The sequence below is a fragment of the Microbacterium marmarense genome (assembly GCF_037204165.1).
In the GTDB taxonomy this organism is placed as follows: domain Bacteria; phylum Actinomycetota; class Actinomycetes; order Actinomycetales; family Microbacteriaceae; genus Microbacterium; species Microbacterium marmarense.
This window is the reverse complement of record NZ_JBBDGL010000002.1, coordinates 644,499-661,829: the sequence shown is the minus strand read 5'-3', so window position 1 is coordinate 661,829 and position 17,331 is coordinate 644,499. Positions and strand designations below refer to the sequence as shown.

General features: G+C 62.7%; 19 protein-coding genes. 10 read left to right on the top strand and 9 right to left on the bottom strand.

The annotated features are described in order from the left end of the window. The first annotated feature begins 5 nt into the window (after window positions 1–5). Window positions 6–776, top strand: coding sequence for an AzlC family ABC transporter permease (locus WDU96_RS09615; RefSeq protein WP_337338261.1), 771 nt, complete (start codon window positions 6–8; stop codon window positions 774–776). Beyond that, on the top strand, window positions 773–1,087 hold the full coding sequence (locus WDU96_RS09610; protein WP_337338260.1) for an AzlD domain-containing protein: 315 nt from the start codon (window positions 773–775) through the stop codon (window positions 1,085–1,087). Before WDU96_RS09615 ends, WDU96_RS09610 begins: the two co-directional genes overlap by 4 nt. Window positions 1,088–1,154: 67 nt before the next feature. Here WDU96_RS09610 and WDU96_RS09605 read toward each other — a convergent pair whose 3' ends face one another. The 6 genes from WDU96_RS09605 to WDU96_RS09580 are packed head-to-tail and all read right to left on the bottom strand — an operon-like array spanning window position 1,155 to window position 8,215. After that, complete coding sequence (locus WDU96_RS09605) at window positions 1,155–2,498, bottom strand: ABC transporter substrate-binding protein (RefSeq protein WP_337338259.1); 1,344 nt, start codon at window positions 2,496–2,498, stop codon at window positions 1,155–1,157. A 54-nt stretch (window positions 2,499–2,552) separates the two neighbouring features. After that, complete coding sequence (locus WDU96_RS09600; protein WP_337338258.1) at window positions 2,553–3,764, bottom strand: branched-chain amino acid ABC transporter permease; 1,212 nt, start codon at window positions 3,762–3,764, stop codon at window positions 2,553–2,555. Then, a complete protein-coding gene (locus WDU96_RS09595) occupies window positions 3,761–4,699 on the bottom strand; it encodes a branched-chain amino acid ABC transporter permease (protein ID WP_337338257.1) in 939 nt (312 codons plus the stop codon). The genes WDU96_RS09600 and WDU96_RS09595 overlap by 4 nt, the downstream gene beginning before the upstream one ends. Further along, window positions 4,696–6,594, bottom strand: a complete 1,899-nt coding sequence (locus WDU96_RS09590; RefSeq protein ID WP_337338256.1) for an AMP-dependent synthetase/ligase — start codon at window positions 6,592–6,594, stop codon at window positions 4,696–4,698. Before WDU96_RS09590 ends, WDU96_RS09595 begins: the two co-directional genes overlap by 4 nt. Then, window positions 6,591–7,442, bottom strand: coding sequence for an ABC transporter ATP-binding protein (locus tag WDU96_RS09585; protein ID WP_337338255.1), 852 nt, complete (start codon window positions 7,440–7,442; stop codon window positions 6,591–6,593). Before WDU96_RS09585 ends, WDU96_RS09590 begins: the two co-directional genes overlap by 4 nt. Continuing rightward, the gene (locus WDU96_RS09580; protein ID WP_337338254.1) at window positions 7,430–8,215 is read right to left on the bottom strand and encodes an ABC transporter ATP-binding protein; all 786 of its coding nucleotides are present in this window, start codon (window positions 8,213–8,215) and stop codon (window positions 7,430–7,432) included. Before WDU96_RS09580 ends, WDU96_RS09585 begins: the two co-directional genes overlap by 13 nt. A gap of 179 nt (window positions 8,216–8,394) precedes the next feature. Here WDU96_RS09580 and WDU96_RS09575 point away from each other — a divergent pair, with 179 nt between their 5' ends. The 4 genes from WDU96_RS09575 (at window position 8,395) to WDU96_RS09560 (ending at window position 11,728) form a co-directional block, all read left to right on the top strand. Further along, complete coding sequence (locus WDU96_RS09575) at window positions 8,395–8,766, top strand: DUF6113 family protein (protein ID WP_337338253.1); 372 nt, start codon at window positions 8,395–8,397, stop codon at window positions 8,764–8,766. A 9-nt stretch (window positions 8,767–8,775) separates the two neighbouring features. Beyond that, window positions 8,776–9,099, top strand: a complete 324-nt coding sequence (fdxA, locus tag WDU96_RS09570; protein WP_337338252.1) for a ferredoxin — start codon at window positions 8,776–8,778, stop codon at window positions 9,097–9,099. Between the two features lie 27 nt (window positions 9,100–9,126). Continuing rightward, window positions 9,127–10,239 carry a succinyldiaminopimelate transaminase gene (gene dapC / locus WDU96_RS09565; protein ID WP_337338251.1) on the top strand — a complete coding sequence of 371 codons (1,113 nt, stop codon included), beginning with the start codon at window positions 9,127–9,129 and terminating at the stop codon, window positions 10,237–10,239. A gap of 187 nt (window positions 10,240–10,426) precedes the next feature. Beyond that, window positions 10,427–11,728, top strand: a complete 1,302-nt coding sequence (locus WDU96_RS09560; RefSeq protein ID WP_337338250.1) for a citrate synthase — start codon at window positions 10,427–10,429, stop codon at window positions 11,726–11,728. A gap of 20 nt (window positions 11,729–11,748) precedes the next feature. Here WDU96_RS09560 and ppk2 read toward each other — a convergent pair whose 3' ends face one another. Continuing rightward, window positions 11,749–12,567, bottom strand: a complete 819-nt coding sequence (gene ppk2 / locus WDU96_RS09555; protein ID WP_337338249.1) for a polyphosphate kinase 2 — start codon at window positions 12,565–12,567, stop codon at window positions 11,749–11,751. Between the two features lie 52 nt (window positions 12,568–12,619). Beyond that, entirely contained in the window at window positions 12,620–13,570 is a 951-nt protein-coding gene (dapD, locus tag WDU96_RS09550; protein ID WP_420063950.1) for a 2,3,4,5-tetrahydropyridine-2,6-dicarboxylate N-succinyltransferase, read from the bottom strand. Between the two features lie 45 nt (window positions 13,571–13,615). On the opposite strand from dapD, the gene dapE reads away from it, so the two are divergent. From dapE to WDU96_RS09535, 3 genes are all read left to right on the top strand, one after another. Further along, window positions 13,616–14,692, top strand: a complete 1,077-nt coding sequence (gene dapE, locus WDU96_RS09545) for a succinyl-diaminopimelate desuccinylase (protein ID WP_337338248.1) — start codon at window positions 13,616–13,618, stop codon at window positions 14,690–14,692. Beyond that, on the top strand, window positions 14,674–15,900 hold the full coding sequence (locus WDU96_RS09540; RefSeq protein ID WP_337338247.1) for a hypothetical protein: 1,227 nt from the start codon (window positions 14,674–14,676) through the stop codon (window positions 15,898–15,900). The genes dapE and WDU96_RS09540 overlap by 19 nt, the downstream gene beginning before the upstream one ends. Before the next feature lie 82 nt (window positions 15,901–15,982). After that, entirely contained in the window at window positions 15,983–16,156 is a 174-nt protein-coding gene (locus WDU96_RS09535; protein WP_276179034.1) for a DUF3117 domain-containing protein, read from the top strand. Between the two features lie 66 nt (window positions 16,157–16,222). Here WDU96_RS09535 and WDU96_RS09530 read toward each other — a convergent pair whose 3' ends face one another. Further along, window positions 16,223–16,858, bottom strand: a complete 636-nt coding sequence (locus WDU96_RS09530) for an O-methyltransferase (protein ID WP_337338246.1) — start codon at window positions 16,856–16,858, stop codon at window positions 16,223–16,225. 70 nt (window positions 16,859–16,928) lie between these two features. Here WDU96_RS09530 and WDU96_RS09525 point away from each other — a divergent pair, with 70 nt between their 5' ends. After that, complete coding sequence (locus tag WDU96_RS09525; protein ID WP_337338245.1) at window positions 16,929–17,330, top strand: twin-arginine translocase TatA/TatE family subunit; 402 nt, start codon at window positions 16,929–16,931, stop codon at window positions 17,328–17,330. Window position 17,331: the final 1 nt, after the last annotated feature.

The following is a 17,331-nucleotide window of genomic DNA, read 5'->3' as shown; positions in this document are numbered from 1 at the left end:
GACAAGTGAACCTCGAACCGCGCTTTGATCATGCGCATACGCCTGGCGAGGCTCGCCGCGCGGCGCGTGCGGGTGCCGGCGTGGCGTTCGCGACCAGTCTCTATGGAATTTCTTTCGGGGCGTTGGGTGTCGCCGCAGGACTTGATGTGTGGCAGACATGTGTGCTCAGCCTGCTGATGTTCACCGGCGGCTCTCAGTTCGCCTTTGTCGGGGTTGTCGCGGCCGGGGGAATAGCCGCAATTCCCGCGGCGATCGCCTCAGCCGCGTTGCTTGGCGTGAGAAATGTCGCCTACTCAATGCGAATGGCGCCGATCGTCGGCGGGGGAGTGTGGCGTCGCGCGATGGCCGTGCAGTTCACAATCGACGAGTCGGTTGCGGTGTCTCTCGCGCAACGCACGGGTCACGCCCGCCAGATCGGATTCTGGGTCACTGGCGTCGGAATCTACATCGGTTGGAACCTCTCCACACTGGCCGGTGCGCTGCTAGGGGACGTTCTCGGAGATCCACGTGCATATGGGTTGGATGCTGCCGCTGCCGCCGCGTTCCTCGCGCTGCTATGGCCGCGGCTGAAGCATCGGCAGCCGATCATCGTAGGAATCGCTGCCGCCGTCGTGGCCACCGTCGTGACGCCGTTCGTCATGCCGGGCATGCCCGTGTTGATCGCTGCGATCGTGGCGATCGTGGTCGGATGGGCAAACCTGTTCGATTCCGGCGCCGCGAACGCGGCGCCATGGGACGAGCCAGATGACGTGGCGGAACGAGGGGGTCTGCCATGACCATGTGGGACGGAATTCTTGTCGCATCCATCATCTGTGTTGCGCTCAAAGCGCTGGGGTACCTTGTTCCCGCGCGCTGGCTCGACGCGCCGCGACCCGCCCGAATCTCTGATCTGCTGACGGTGGCACTTCTCTCAGCGCTGGTCGCAGTGCAGACGCTGGGGAGCGGTCAGGCGATCGTGCTTGATGCGCGCTTGCCCGCGGTTCTCGTTGCGGCTGGTCTGCTGCTGTTGCGTGCACCGTTCTTGGTGGTGGTCGCCGCTGCAGCTGTCACCGCCGCCCTGTTGCGCCTATGGGGATGGGCAGCGTGAATGGATCGCCACGGGTGAGTGCATGACAACGGGGATGCTCCTTTCGGAACATCCCCGTTGTCATGGCTCAACTAGATGCGACGCACGCGGCCGAGTAGTCCGTCTCGTCGAAGGAGGTTCCCTCATAGAAGCTCGCGATCGTGCGAAGCCCAAGTTCGACATCAGGGTCGGGCACGCCGACGTTCACCGCCTGATTCGCGTTCGACTGTGGGTCGCCACCGTACGTGTGAGGCTGCATGAGGCCATCGAAGTCGACGGTGAGGCCGTCGATCACCGAAGCGAGTCCCTCGGGGGTGAGATCGCCAGCGTCGGCGGCTGTTTCGAGAGCTGCCTTCATCGGGTAGCCGATTCCCCAGCCGATGATGTAACCACCGTTCGCCGGCAGTTCGCCATTCAGTGATGCCTTTGCGGCCTCGATCGATGCACTCGAACCATCCCAGTTCTCATAGGGGGTGAGATGGTTATAGAGCGCTTCGAGCGCGGGAGCCGCAGCCGATTCGAGCAACGCAGGATTCCACGTCGGGAGCGCCCCGAGGAAGCGACCTGAGAAACCACTGGCAGCGAGCTTGCCGACAATCTCGGCAGTTTCGGCGGGGCCGACAGCCAACACAACGACATCGGCGCCACCGTCGAGCACCGCAGCCACTACGGCGTCTTGGTTGCCGACAACCTGGTTCGGTCCGGTGCCGATCGGGTCGAGCGCTGTTGCGCCGTTCACTTCAGCCCACCGGTTGACGCCCTCAGCTGAGTCGCCGCCGTAGTCGCCGGGGTACCCAACCGCCTGCACGGTGGCAGGCGAGCCGTTCTCTTCGGCGAACCAGTCCAGTCCCACCAGCGCTTCAGTGCAGTACGAGTAGCCGGTCTCGAGAATGATGCCGCTGTCGTTCTCTTCGAAGGCGTAGCCCGACCACCACGACGTGGGCACGGTGACGAGGCTGCGCTCGACCATATCTGGCAGCACCGCCTCGGTGTTCACGGTGCCGAGTGACTGTGCGATGCCCAGTACGCCGGCAGCAATCTGCTGGTACTGCGCCGCATGCTCCGCAGCCTGGTACTTCGTATCGCGCGTATAGGTGTCGATGTCGATGTCGTAGCCTCCGATACCGCCGTCCGCGTTGACCTGCGCCCAGAATGCGCGCTGCGCGTCGGTGATCGGCACGGCGAGGGCTGCGAAAGGGCCCTCGGTGAGGTCGGAGAGGACGCCCAGATAGATGCAGCCATTGTCGGCGTTCACGCCGTCTGGGCACGCCTCTTCGGTGATTCCCGCCCCCGTAGTGATGGTTCCATCTGAGACGCTGTCTGCGTCACCACTTGATCCATCGTCGGGTGTCACCTGTGTGCAGGCAGAGAGAGTGAGAACGCCCGCCGCGACGAGGGCGAGCGCCGCGCGGCTTCTTTGACGCTTGGTCATGCTGTGCTCCTTTGTGTTGTGATCGGTATTCGGTTGTGACTAGCAAGAAACTCGCTAATACGAGAACGGCCAAGCCTTGAAGTAGTTGCGCACCCGAATCCAAAGGCCGAACAGACCACGCGGTTCCAGAGTGATGAACAAGATGATGAGCACACCAAACACGATGGTCTGCAGCTGGAACACGTTGACCACGCCGCCCCCCGAGACGGTGATCCAAGGGATGATCGAGGTCAGTTCTTCAAGCAGGCGGGGGACGAGCACGACAAAAGCCGCGCCGATTATCGTGCCCGAGATGGTCGCGATCCCCCCGATCACGACCACCGCGAGAAAATCGATCGACAAGAAGAGATTCCATTGCTCTGGGGCAATGCGTCCCACCAGGATCGAGAACAGGGCACCGGACACACCGGCGTACGCGGATGAGAGCGTGAACGCGAGCGTCTTGGTGCGAAGCAGGTTCACTCCCATGATCTCGGCAGCGATATCGCGATCGCGCACCGCCGCGAACGCCCGTCCATATCTCCCGCGCATGAGGTTGCGTGCCGCAACCCCCAGCACGATCAGCAGTACGAGCGCAAGCAGGTACAGCGAAACCGCCGGAGTCAGCAGCAACGGCCCGAGGGCGTAGGTGGCATCGAGATCGACGCCGAAGAGCTGGCGCTCGGCAACGCCCCGACCGACGCCTTGGCCACCCGTCACCGGCGTCATGATCTTGAAAAGGTGCTCGCCCAGAATCAGCAGTCCGAGGGTGAGCACCGCGAGGTAAAGGCCACGCACTCGCGTAGCGAGCGGCGCCACCACTGCACCGATCAGGCCCGTGACGATCGCGGCTGCGGGCAACACGATCGCAAGGTCGAGCTGAAGTCCCCACGTTGTCGTTCCAGGGGCGCCGCCCAACACCGCAGCCGTATAGGCGCCCACTCCCAAGAAGAACGCGTGTCCCAGTGATACCTGTCCGGCATACCCGGTCAGCAGGTTCAAACCGATGCCGCCGATGGCGTAGACGACCGCGAGCGTGAGCAGGTAGATCAGATCGGCCGCGATCATGAACGGTGCTGCCAGGGCGATCACGAGGAGCACCGCAGTCCAGAATCGCTTGGCCGGTGTGTTGAGCAGGCCTTGGTCGGAGGCGTAGCTCGTGTAAAGCGTCGGCCGGCCGCGGCGCACCCGCGGAGCTACTTTGCCGCGTGAGCTTTCGAAGTCGAGGCGGGTGGAGGAGCCGGTGAGGCGATGCGACGCCGCGGCGAGTGAGTCGTGGAAGGTCATACTCGCTGCACCTCCTTCGTGCCATAGATGCCGTACGGTCTGACGAGCAGCACCACGATCATGATCAGGTACGGCACCACATTGTCGAAGTTGGTGCCGAGCCAGGGGGCGAACATCGGCTGGTAGGTCTTGGTCAACGCCATGGCGAGCCCAACGATGAGGCCACCAACGACCGCTCCCTTCAACGAGTCGATGCCGCCCAAGATGATTGCGGGCAAGGCAACGAGGGCGAACAGAGCGTCGGTGGCCTGCACGACTGATCCGTTGGCGGCGAGCAGTGCGCCCGCGAGAGCGGCCAATCCGCCTCCGATCGCCCACGAGATCGAGAACATGCGCCCCACCGAAATGCCCTGTGCGAGCGCCGTCTCTTGGTTAAGCGAGGTTGCACGCATCGCCAACCCGATGCGGGAACGGGTGAGCCACCATCCGAGCACCCCGATGACGACCAACGAGATCACGAAGCGAGCGATGGCGTTCTCGTAGATCTGCACGCCTCCGGTGCACCCGGTGACCCCGAACGACTCGGTTGTCTCGCCCCCAATGCATACCGAACTGAGTTGCCACGGGTCACCGACGGTGCGCGGCTTCGAATCGAAAAGCCGGAAGGCAACGACCAACAGCACGATGAACAGGCCCACGGTCACGATGGCCGCAGAGAACGCGGGGCGACCGACCATCGGACGGATTGCGACGCGCTCGATTCCAGCCGAGAGCGCAGCGACCACCAGCATCGCGATCGGTACGGCCACGAAGAACGGCACGCCCATCTGTGTTGCGAACACGCTCGTGGCGAAGGTGCCGAGGATGAGAAGCGCGGGTTGTGCGAAGTTCAACACGCCTGTGGCGCGGTAGATAATCACGAAACTGACCGCGATGAGCGCGTAGACAGCGCCCTGTCCGAGGCCGGTAGCCAACGAGGAGAGCAGCGTATTCATCCGTTTCTCCCTAGGTCGCCGCCGGGGTAGGCACTGGAATCTGCGTACATGTCGTCGACCAAGTGGGGGACGGTCTTCGCAAAGGCTTGACGTTTGAGCTTCTGCGTGGCGGTGAGTTCGCCGTCTTCGTGGTCGAGTTCTTTGGTCAGCATCCGAAACTTGCGCACTGCTTCAACACGTGCGAGCTTCTTGTTCGCTTCGCGTATCACTCCGGCGATGAGCGCGACCACTTCGGGCTTGCTCGACAGATCGCGATAGGTGGTGAACTCCAGCCGGCGCCGTGAGGCCCAGTCGGCGACGGAGTCGTACTCGATGCCGATCAGCGCGGCCAGATACGGCCTGCGATCGCCAATGACGACCGCTTCTTTGATGTACGGCGAAGACTTGAGGGCGTTCTCTATTTCGCTGGGGGCAATGTTCTTTCCCCCAGCGGTGATGATGATGTCTTTGATGCGATCAACGACGCGCAAGTGCGTGCCGTCGACCCATTCGCCCACGTCACCGGTGTGCAACCAGCCATCCACATCGATGGTTTCGGCGGTCGCATCGGGCCGTCCCCAGTATCCGGCGAAGGTGCCAGGGTGACGGGTGAGAATCTCGCCCGACTGCTCATCTAGCCGCACCTCCGTATGCGGTTGGGCTTCACCGACGGTGCCCACGCGCATGCGACCCGCGAAATTCGAGGTGGCGACGGCAGCGTTCTCGGTCATGCCGTAGGCCTCGAAGAGAGGAACGCCGAGACCGAGGAAAAAGCTGAGCACGTCGGGAGCGATCGGGGCAGCGCCCGAGATCGCGTGTCGAACACGCAGCAGCCCGAGTCGTTTGCGCAGCGGCCGATAGAGCGGCCAGTAGCCGACGGCGTAGCGCACGCGCGCGCGCCAGGTGAAGGCGCCTGAGTTGGCCATGCGATCATTGGCGATCGTTTGGCTCCACCGGGCGCCGATCGAGTAGACCGCGCGTTTTGCACGGCTGGCGTTGGCCATGCGAATCGCGACGGCCGACTGGATCTTCTCCCAGATGCGCGGCACGGCAAACAGCACAGTCGGCTGCACTTCGGCAAGGTCTGCGGTGACCGTGTCGATGGACTCCGCGAAATGCACCACCGTGTGTGCACGCAGATTCGCCCACACCGAGATGCCCCGCTCCACGACGTGCGAGAGCGGCAGGTACGACAGCAGCGTGTCGTCTGGCCCGATCTGTTTGCCCAGCAAGCCGCCGTCGAGGGTGAAGACGTAGCTCGCGAACGATATGTTGCGTGCTGTCAACATTGCACCTTTGGGTGGGCCGGTGGTTCCCGAGGTGTAGATGAGCGTCGCGATGTCGTCGGGTGTGCGCAGTGCATCAGCTTCTTTGAGCAGTTGCGGTTGGGCCGCGCGCCTGGAGTCGCCACGGGCGATCAGGGCGTCGATTGAGAGCAGTTTCGGGTGTTCATAGGTGGCGAGTCCGCGCCCGTCGAGGTAGACAATCCACTCCAGGCTCGGGCACTCCGCTTCGGCAGCGAGAGCCTTGTCGACTTGCTCTTGATCCTCTGCCACAAGCACGCGCGCACCGCTGTCTTGCAGAAGGTAAGTGACTTCGGCAACTGGGTTGGTGGGATAGAAACCGACAATCACCGCGCGAAGGGCTGCTGCCGCCACATCAGCGAATAGCCATTCGGGACGGTTCTCAGACTGAATCGCGACGCGGTCTCCTTCGCCGACACCGAGGTCGGCGAGTCCGAACGCGATGCTCTCGACGGCATCGCGGTAGTCAGACCATGTGATGTCCTGCCAGATACCAGCCTTCTTCACGCGCAGAGCGGTGTGGTGTGGGATCGTGCTGGCAGCCTCGGTCAATAGGCGCGGAAGGTAGGTGACCCGCGGCTCCGCAGAAGAGGTTTCGGCGACCATGCTCATGGTGCTCCCTGTCGCGAGAGGCTGTCTGCTTCCGGGTCGACCGCCCCGGTGTCGATGACGTTCTCGGCCAGATCTTCCGATGCCCCGCCAAGGTAGGCGGCAATGACGGCGGGATTCTTCTGCACAGCCTCCGGCGTGCCGAGAGCGATACGGCGACCGAAATCGATGACCATCACACGGTCTGCGAGATCCATCACGAGGCGCATGTCGTGCTCGACCATGATCATCGAGGTGCCCAGCTCGCTGCGGATGTCGAGAATGAACCGTGCCATGTCTTCGGTCTCTTCCGAGTTCATGCCGGCGACGGGCTCATCCAGCAAGAGCAGCTTCGGCTCCATTGCCAGGGCGCGCCCGAGCTCTACTCGCTTGCGGATTCCGTATGGCAATATGCCGACCGGCAGATGGCGCACACTCGCGAGATCGAGAAAGTCGATGAGGTCTTCGATGCGCCGGCGCGCGGCCAGTTCTTGACTGCGCGAACGCCCGAGCCAGATCATCCCCTCGAGCCAGCCGTAGCTCGATGCTTGATGGCGACCGAGCATGAGGTTGTCGAGCACCGACAGATTGTCGAACAGCTCGACGTTCTGAAAGCTGCGCGCGATCCCGCGCCCCGCGATCACGTCGGGTGCGAGCCCGAGCAAGCTGTCGCCGTTCAGGGTGATCGCACCGCCCTGCGGCCGATAGACGCCAGAGATGCAGTTGAAGGTCGAGGTCTTGCCCGCCCCGTTGGGACCGATGATGGCGAAGAGCTCGCCTTCGTTCACGTCGAAGGAAACGGCATCGAGAGTGGTCGCGCCGCCGAAGCGAAGAGTGAGCTCAGATACCTCGAGCAGGCTCACGAGAGCCACCGCTTCCGCCGCTTGTAGTGTTTGACATCTCGCAGACTGGCGCCCGCCGCACCGGTGCCCAAATAGAACTCGCGAATGTCGTCGTCGTCGCGCAGCGCCTGCGCGGGGGCATCCATCACAATCTTCCCGTTCTCCATGACATACCCGTGGTCAGCGATCGACAACGCCATTGCAGCGTTTTGCTCGACCAGCAGCACGCCCGTGCCTGAATCGCGGATGCCGACGATCAGGTCGCGGATCTGTTCGACGATCTGGGGCGCAAGGCCGAGGCTCGGCTCGTCGAGCAGTATGTACGAAGGCTCAGCCATCAGCGCTCGTCCGATCGCAAGCATCTGCTGCTCGCCGCCTGACAGATAGCCGGCACGTTGGCTACGGCGTTTCCCGAGAATCGGAAACATGCCATAAATCCGGTCAAGCTTCGCGGCGATGTCGGTGCGGCTTCGCGTGTATGCACCAACGCGAAGGTTCTCTTCCACCGTGAACTCTACGAAGACGCGTCGCCCCTCCATCACCTGGCTGACGCCAGCCTTCACGACGTTGGGGGCGCGCCGCGTGTCGAGAGGCGTTTCGTCGATCGAGACATGGCCGCGAGTGATGCGGCCACGATGCACGTCGAGTAGCCCTGTCATCGCGCGCAGGAGCGATGTCTTGCCAGCGCCATTGGCACCGAGCAATGCGACGATGCCGTCTCGAGGCACTTTCATGCTCGCGCCTTTGACGACGAGCATCACGTCCTCATAGACAACTTCGATGTTGTGTACGCCAAGCGTCATAGCTTCCCCTCGGCTCGCGCCGCTGCGATTGGTGCGAACCTAACAGGAAAAGAAACAAACCGCGCGGTCGGTTATCTATCCGTAATGAAACGAAGGCTCAAATCGTGTGAGACTTGATTCCACCTTTTGCGTGCGCTTTTTCGTCAGGTCAGCAGGGTGCGGGCAAGTAGAGTCGATACATGCGCTCCCTCCGCCTGGCACGACTCGGTACCTGGCTCATCGCGTTTGTCGTGGGCGCCGTTTATGGCCTCGCTGGCACGATCGCGCACACGTATTTTCTCGGCTGGTTTCCGCTTGGCCTCGTGCTGGCGATTATCGGCTGCGCGGCATTTCTTGCGGCAGTCCGTCTGCTCACGATGGATCGCTGGGCTGCTCTGAGCACCGGCCTGGGAATGATGCTCGCCACCCTCATCTTCTCGGGAACGGGTCCCGGTGGATCGGTGATCGTGCCCGAGACCTCGGCGGGCGTGGTCTGGACGATAACCGTGCCGTTGCTTGTTGCCGTCGTCATTGCGTGGCCGGAGCGAGTCCGTGCGACGAGAGAGTCGTAGACTGTAGCCGTGACGTATGTGATCGCTCTTCCCTGTGTCGATGTAAAAGACCGCGCCTGCATCGACGAATGCCCGGTGGACTGCATCTACGAAGGCGACAGATCTCTCTACATCCACCCCGATGAGTGCGTGGACTGTGGCGCGTGTGAGCCGGTGTGCCCGGTTGAGGCGATCTACTACGAAGATGATCTGCCCGACGAATGGCAGGACTACTACAAGGCCAATGTCGAGTTCTTCGATGACGTGGGCTCGCCCGGCGGCGCTGCCAAGGTCGGTGTGATTCATAAGGATCACCCCGTGATCGAAGCCCTCCCGCCGCAAGACGAGTCGTGACTGCAGTTACCCCGCGAGTGCGCTGAGATGGGTGTCGCCGACCTCGCCGATTACCCTTGGGATGCCGTTGCACCGTACGCCGCTCGCGCCCGCGAGCATGCTGACGGAATCGTGGATCTCTCGATCGGATCGCCCGTCGACGCGACCCCGGAGGTCGTAGCGGCCGCCTTGTCGCGAGCGACGGACGCGCATGCCTATCCGCAGACGGTTGGCACGCCCGCATTGCGTGAGGCGATCGCGGCGTGGTTCGCCCGGCGGCGCGGAGTGCACGGCCTGAGTGCCGAGAATGTGCTCCCCACGGTTGGCTCTAAAGAGCTTGTTGCACTCTTGCCGCTGTTGCTGGGGCTCGGCCCCGGCGACGTCGTCGTTCATCCGCGCGCCGCATACCCCACCTACGAAGTCGGCGCGAGGCTCGTCGGCGCAACCCCCGTGGCCGCCGACGACCCCGCACAATGGCCAGAAGGCGCGCGGCTGATCTGGGTCAACTCACCGGGCAATCCCAATGGTGGTGTGCTCACGGTGGAAGAACTTCGAGTCGCGGTTGAACGAGCCCGCGAGCTGGGCGCCGTGCTGGCGTCAGACGAGTGCTACGCCGAGCTCGGTTGGGATGAGCCGTGGGATGCGATGCCGATTCCCTCGGTGCTAGACCCTGGCGCTACCGGCGGCCAACTTGCGGGGATGCTCGCGGTCTACTCGCTGAGCAAGCAATCAAACTTGGCTGGCTATCGAGCAGCATTCTTGGCTGGTGATTCAGATCTCGTCGCTCGATTGACCACCGCGCGCAAGCACCTCGGGCTAATGCTGCCCGCGCCCGTTCAAGCAGCGATGGTGGCTGCGCTGGGCGACGATGCGCATGTCGTTCACCAAAAGAGCCTCTATCGCACGCGGCGCGAGCTATTGAAGCCAGCGGTGGAACGCGCGGGGTTCCGCATCGACTCGAGCGAAGCGGGCCTTTACCTGTGGGCGACCGAGGGTCGCGACGCCTGGGAGAGCATGGCGCGCCTCGCCGAGCTGGGAATCCTTGCGGGTCCTGGCTATTTCTACGGAGAGCACTTTTCAGAGCACATTCGGCTGTCGCTCACCGCCAGCGACGAGCGAATCGCCGCGGGTGCGGCGCGGTTGCGCAACGCGCGACTCTAGAGGAATCCTCTACCAGATGCCGTCAGCCTTTGGCCGTGTCGGCAGTAGTCTCACGCGACCAGTAGGCTGTAGACGGCGGCGGCTCGGTACGACCTAGCTTCCGTGCCGGAGCAGCTCATCTCCATTCCGTGGTGATGCTGAATCCGGCCGACACCCCCGGTCCGACCAGAAATCGCGAGGAGGCGCCGTGAGCGAAGTAGCGGGCACCCAGCAGGAACAAGCCACCCTCACCATCGGTGACAAGACTGCAAAATTCCCCCTATTGCACGGCACCGATGGCGCTCCCAGCGTCGACGTGTCAACCTTCACGAGGCAAACGGGCTACACTGCGCTCGACTACGGGTTCGTGAATACCGCGGCCACGCGTTCTGCGGTCACCTACATCGACGGCGATCAAGGCGTCCTTCGCTATCGTGGCTACCCGATCGATCAGATCGCGACGAACAGCACCTACCTTGAAGTCGCGTGGTTGCTGATCTACGGCGAGCTTCCCACCGCTGATCAGCTCGGTGAGTTCGACGAGCGGATTCGGCGCCACACGCTCGTACACGAAGACCTCAAGCGAATCTTCTCGGCGCTGCCGCACACGGCGCACCCGATGTCGGTGCTCTCATCGGCAGTCTCTGCGCTCTCGACGTACTACGAGAGCGAGACCGATCCCAATAACCCTGAGTTTGTCGAATTGAACACCATTCGCATGCTCGCCAAGCTTCCTGTCATTGCGGCATACGCGCACAAGAAGAGCATTGGGCAGGCGTTCCTCTACCCAGACAACAATCTCGGCTTCGTTGACAACTTCTTGAAGCTCAACTTCGGTGTCATGTCAGAGCCCTACGAGGTAGACCCTGTGATGTCTCGCGCGTTGGAGCGCTTGCTCATTCTGCACGAAGACCATGAGCAGAATGCGTCGACCTCGACGGTGCGGCTGGTCGGCTCTACCGGAGCTAACCAGTTCTCATCGATCTCCGCCGGCATCAACGCGCTCTACGGGCCCCTTCACGGCGGAGCCAACGAAGCTGTTCTCGAGATGCTGGGCCGCATCCGCGATTCGGGCGAAGGCGTTCAGCGCTTCGTGGAGCGGGTCAAGAACAAAGAGGACGGTGTGAAGCTCATGGGCTTCGGGCACCGTGTCTACAAGAATTACGACCCGCGCGCCAAGCTGGTGAAGGAATCTGCCGACGAAGTTCTGCAGGCGCTCGGCGTCAGCGATCCCCTGCTCGACCTCGCGAAAGAGCTCGAAGAGATAGCACTGAACGACGACTACTTCCGTGAGCGTCGTTTGTACCCGAACGTCGACTTCTACACCGGCGTGATCTACAAGGCGATGGGCTTCCCCACGCGCATGTTCACGGTGCTTTTCGCGATCGGGCGTCTTCCCGGCTGGCTCGCGCACTGGCGCGAAGCATCCCAAGACCCGCAGGCGAAGATCGGCCGTCCGCAGCAGCTCTATGTGGGCGCGGGCGAGCGAAACTACCCGGGCGTCAGCTGACACCCGGGTAGCGAGATACGCTACTTCTTCTCGGCGTGTGCTGCGGCTTCAAGTTCTTCAGCATGGTCAGGAACGAGCGTGTCCGGCTCGCGGGGCGGCCTTTCGTAGCCGCCCGAAGCGGGCCGCGGCGGGATGTCGATCGGTTCTTTTTCGATTCGGTGGTACGGCACCTGTGAGAGCAGATGGGCGATCATATTGATTCGCCCACGCCGCTTGTCTTCGTTGTCGACCTCGAACCAGCGCGCCTCAGGAATGTCGCTGTGCACGAAGAGCGTGTCTTTCGCTCGCGAATAGTCTTCCCACTTTGTGATCGATAGAACGTCGTTGGGGCTCAGTTTCCAGCGGCGCATCGGGTCGTCATTGCGTGACTTGAAGCGGTTCTCCTGTTCGACATCCGAGACGCTGAACCAGTACTTGAGCACCAGAATGCCCTCTTCGACGAGCAGCCGCTCAAAGATGGGCACCTGGTGAAGAAAGCGATGATATTCATCGTTGGTGCAATAGCCCATGACGTGCTCGACGCCGGCTCGGTTGTACCAAGAGCGGTCCATCAGCACGATCTCGCCGGCTGCCGGCAAGTGGGCGACATAGCGTTGGAAGTACCACTGCGTCTTCTCGCGCTCGGTAGGTGTGGGCAGGGCGACGACGCGTGCAACCCGAGGGTTCAGGTACTGCGACACCCTGCTGATGGTCGAGCCCTTGCCAGCAGCATCCCGTCCCTCGAACAACACGACAATCCGCGCGCCGGTGGCTTGCACCCAGGCTTGCATCTCGACCAAGCTCGCTTGCAAGTTCTTCAGTTCGCGCTTGTACAGCTTCTTCGACAGTCGCTTGCCCATGTGATCTCCCTGACTTTTCCTCGACCTTAGCCGCAGAGGTGCGCAGGGGGCCTCAGGCGTGCAGGGCCTCGTTCAACGTGACGCCGACGCCAGCGCGCTGCACCGCTTCAACGGCGCCGCTGAGTGAGTTGCGTCGGAACAACAGGCCGTTGCGTCCTGAGAGCTCTGCGCCCTTGACCGCAGGCTTGTTGCCGTCGGGGAGTGAAGGCTGGTCGGCGAGCAGAATCTTTGTTCCCGCGGTTACGTACAGACCTGCTTCGACGACGCAATCATCGCCCAGCGAAATCCCGACGCCAGCGTTTGCGCCGAGAAGCGTGCGTGCGCCGATCGAGACCTTGTGTGCGCCGCCGCCCGAGAGGGTTCCCATGATCGAGGCTCCGCCGCCGATGTCGCTGCCGTCGCCGACGACGACACCCTGCGAGATTCGGCCTTCGACCATGCTCTGGCCGAGAGTGCCAGCGTTGAAGTTGACGAATCCTGCGTGCATCACGGTCGTGCCCGGTGACAGATAGGCGCCGAGTCGTGCGCGAGACGCGTCGGCGATGCGCACGCCGGGGGGCACGACGTAGTCGAGCAACCGGGGAAACTTGTCGAGGCTCTGCACCTGAATTCCTGCTCGCAGCAGGTGCGGCCGTTGTGCGGTCAGCGCGTCAGGGTGCATTGGTCCGGCGTTGGTCCACGCGACGTTCGCGAGGTGGGCGAAGATGCCATCGAGGTTCAGCGTGTTCGGCTGGGCCAAACGGTGCGACAGCCCGTGCAGGCGCAGATATGCGTCTGAGGTCGAGGCCGGTGCGGCGTCGAGGTCGATCTCTATCGTGACAACGCTAATCGTCACTGCGCGGCGAGCATCGACGCCCGAAAGAGCTTTCAAATCGTGCGCGGCGTCGGTGGTATCACTCGAGGGGACTCGCCCAAGTGCCGGCGACGGAAACCACGTGTCGAGAACCGTTCCGTCCTCTGCGGTTGTTGCCAGTCCAGTGCCCCATACCCATCGTTCAGTCATGATCACAACGCTATCGCGATGACGGGGCGTCGATAGACTCGGCACATGCCTACGCTTGACCTTGCTGCCTCGTCGCCTGACATCACACGCGCAATCTGCGATATCCCGAGCGTTTCAGATGACGAGACGGCACTTGCCGACGCGATCTACGAAGTGATGCTCGCGCAACCGCACCTGCAGGTCTATCGCGATGGCGACACGATCGTCGCTCGCACCGAGCTTGGCCGCGCGCAACGCGTCGCAATCGCGGGGCACATCGACACGGTGCCGATCAACGACAACCTGCCGACCCGGGATATCGAGATCGAGGGCGAACCCTTCATCTGGGGGCGCGGCACCGTTGATATGAAGTCAGGGCTGGCCGTGCAGCTCAAGCTTGCGGTCGAACTCACCGACCCGCGTGTAGACGTCACCTGGCTTTGGTACGACCACGAAGAAGTGGATGCTGATTTGAACGGGTTGACCCGCCTTGCCCGCACCCGTCCTGACCTCTTTGCCGCTGATTTCGCAATCCTGGGGGAGCCGTCACTCGCTGGCGTCGAGGGCGGCTGCAACGGCAACCTTCGTGCGATCGTGCGCACGAAGGGAGTGCGCTCGCACAGCGCACGCTCTTGGATTGGCGAGAACGCCATCCACGGCGCAAGCGCGGTGCTGCAACGCCTCACCCACTATCGCGCGGCCGAAGTGAATGTCGACGGTCTCGACTACCGCGAAGGCTTGAACGCGGTGCGTATCAGCGGCGGTATCGCCGGCAACGTCATTCCCGACGTCTGCGAGGTCGAAGTGAATTATCGGTTCGCACCCCATCTCAACGGCGCCGAGGCCGAGGCGCACGTACGCTCAGTGTTCGAGGGGTTCGAGGTCGAGGTCACCGACCTCGCCGAGGGCGCTCGACCGGGTCTTGATGCACCCCTGGCGCAGGACTTCGTGGCCGCCGTGGGATCTGAACCCAGGCCGAAATACGGTTGGACCGATGTTGCACGATTCAGCGCAATGGGTGTTCCCGCTGTGAATTACGGCCCCGGTGATCCTCATCTGGCGCACCACGATGAGGAGCGTGTTTCCGTCGCGCAGATCGAATCGGTTGAGCGCGGCCTTCGGGCATGGCTGACTCAGCGCTGAACGCCGCTGGCGCTCGGCAACGCTGGCGACAGCTTCCCGTCGTGGCGCGTGTCGCAATCGTCTACTTTGCTGCGCGGGTGGTCACCGCAGTGTTCTTCCTGCTTGCCGCTCAGCTGTCAGGGGCTGACTCTCGGTTCGGCGTCGACCCGAGCATCACCGATCTGGTGCTGGCCTGGGACTCACGCTGGTACTGGATCGTGGCGGAGACGGGATATCCCGCAGATCTTCCCATGACTGACAGTGGGGCGATCGCAGAGAATCAGTGGGCTTTCATGCCGATATATCCGTATCTGGCGAAGTTGGTGTCGTTTCCGTTCGGCCAGTGGGCGGTCGGTGCGTTCCTCGTGTCGATCGCCGCAGGCTTTGCCGCGTCGTATGTGCTGTATTTGCTGATGCGAGAGAAGCTCGCCGAGTCTGCGGCCATGTGGTCGGTGGTGTTTTTCGCATGCGGCCCACTGGCGGGCCTGTTCCAGATCGGCTATGCCGAGTCGCTGTTCTTGCTCTGGCTGTTCCTGGCTTTGCTGTGCATCGTGCGCCGACGCTTCGGGTGGCTGTATCTGCTCATTCCGCTTATGGGATATACCAGGCCCGGCGTCCTTGCCTTCGCGCTGTTTCTTGCTCTATTCGGCATCTGGCGCTGGTTTCAGCGCGAGCGAGAGCGGCTCGGAGCAATCGAGATCGTCCATATCGTGGCCCTCGGCTTCTGGGCGGTGGTCGTCGGGTTCTCATGGCAAGTGATTGCGGGCATCGTCACGGGGGATGCTGGAGCCTACCTGTCGACAGAGCTTGCCTGGCGTCGCAATTGGATTGCCGGCGATGCGGCGTTCGCACCGTTTGACGGTTTTCTGGCAGCCACGTCGTTCTGGTTCGGTGCGATGTGGGGGCTGAGCGCCGAGGTTGGCTATGTCGTTCTGGGCCTCGGGGTAGCGGCAATTGCTGCGGCGTTGCTAGTCGTTCCTGCGGTCAAGAAGCTGGGTGTCGAGCTCCGGCTCTGGAGCGCGAGCTACCTGGTGTATCTACTTCTGGTCTTCTTTCCGCAGTCGAGCATTTTTCGTTTGCTGGTTCCGCTCTCACCGATGTGGGGAGCCTTCGCGGCGCCGCGTTCCACACCGTGGCGACTGAGCGTTCTCGCCGCGTGCCTGATCGGCCAGTGGTGGTGGATCTACAACATGTTTGGACTAGGCAACACGGTGTGGCAGATCCCGTAGCAAACAGCCCTCTCAGTGCGGTCAGAGGCAGTTCCCAGGCACGGTAAACTACCACATAGATCACCGACGAAAGGGAGCCACTATGGCAGCCATGAAGCCGAGAACCGGAGACGGACCAATGGAGGCCGTCAAGGAAGGGCGCCTCATCATTGTGCGTGTTCCGCTTGAAGGCGGCGGACGTCTCGTTGTTTCGGTAAACGACGCGGAAGCCAAGGAGCTCTACGACGTCTTGGGTGGCGTGGTCACCCCCGCATAGGTCGCAGCTGCAAATCCAAGAACGGCCGGTCAGTTGACCGGCCGTTCTTCGTTGCTGGGGGACGCGCTATTCGGTAGGCACCGTCGTGAGCTGCAGCAGCCCCTCGCCCACAATCGAGAGTGCGCCGATGACGGCGGGCGAAGCCTGCGTCTCTTGGATGAGAGTGCGAAATGCTGTCGTGACGGCGTCGCGGCGCACGGGGTCGGACACTCCACCATTCGCCAGCACACGCGGAATCAAGACGGTTCCGCCCGCTCTCACCAACCGAAGCCCATGCTCGACGTAGTCGATGACACCCTCAGGATCTGCATCGACCAGCACGATGTCGTATGACGCTTCGTTCATGCGCGGGAGCACTTCAGATGCTCTTCCGGTGATGAATCGCGCGCGCGCGGCTGGAATTTTCGCCTCAGCGAACGATTGACGCGCGACTCCGAGGTGTTCGGGCTCTTTGTCGATCGTGGTCAACGTGGCGCGTGGAGCGCCGTGCAGCAACCAGAGACCCGATACGCCGGCGCCCGTGCCGATCTCGACGATATTGAGTGCGCGTGAAGTTGCGGCCAGCACCGCACACTGCGCTCCTACTGTCGCGCTGATAGGAGCCGCGCCGATCTCAAGCGCGTGCGCTCGAGCGCGAGTGATGTGATCGGGTTCGCTCGTCACTTCGCTGGCGAATCTGTGATTCGCACTGTGTTCTCCCATAGGAATCCTCCGCCGCCAGCCTACGCGCGTATGGTGCCGCACACGGCTCGCCACGGCGTAACCTTGACTCATGTTCTCGGGTATCACCATTGAGAAGTTGCTGCTGATCGGAGTGATCGCAGCGCTCCTTGTCGGCCCTGAGCGACTACCTGGCTATGCCGAAGCCCTCGCACGCTTCGTCAAGAAGGCAAAAGAGTGGACCTCTACCGCGCGAACTCGCGTGAAGGAGGAGATGGGCGAGGAGTTCGACGAGGTCGACTGGCGCACGCTGGACCCGCGACAGTACGACCCGCGACGCATCATTCGCGAAGCGCTACTCGACGATGCTCCGGTCACTCCGACCAAACCCGTTCGAGCGTCGATGGGGGCGGCCGCGGCGAACGCGAGTGCTCCCGTGCCGACTCCGCCCTCCAAGTCGCCGTTCGCCGCTGGCGATGAGGTACCGCCGCCGTTCGACAACGAAGCCACGTAGC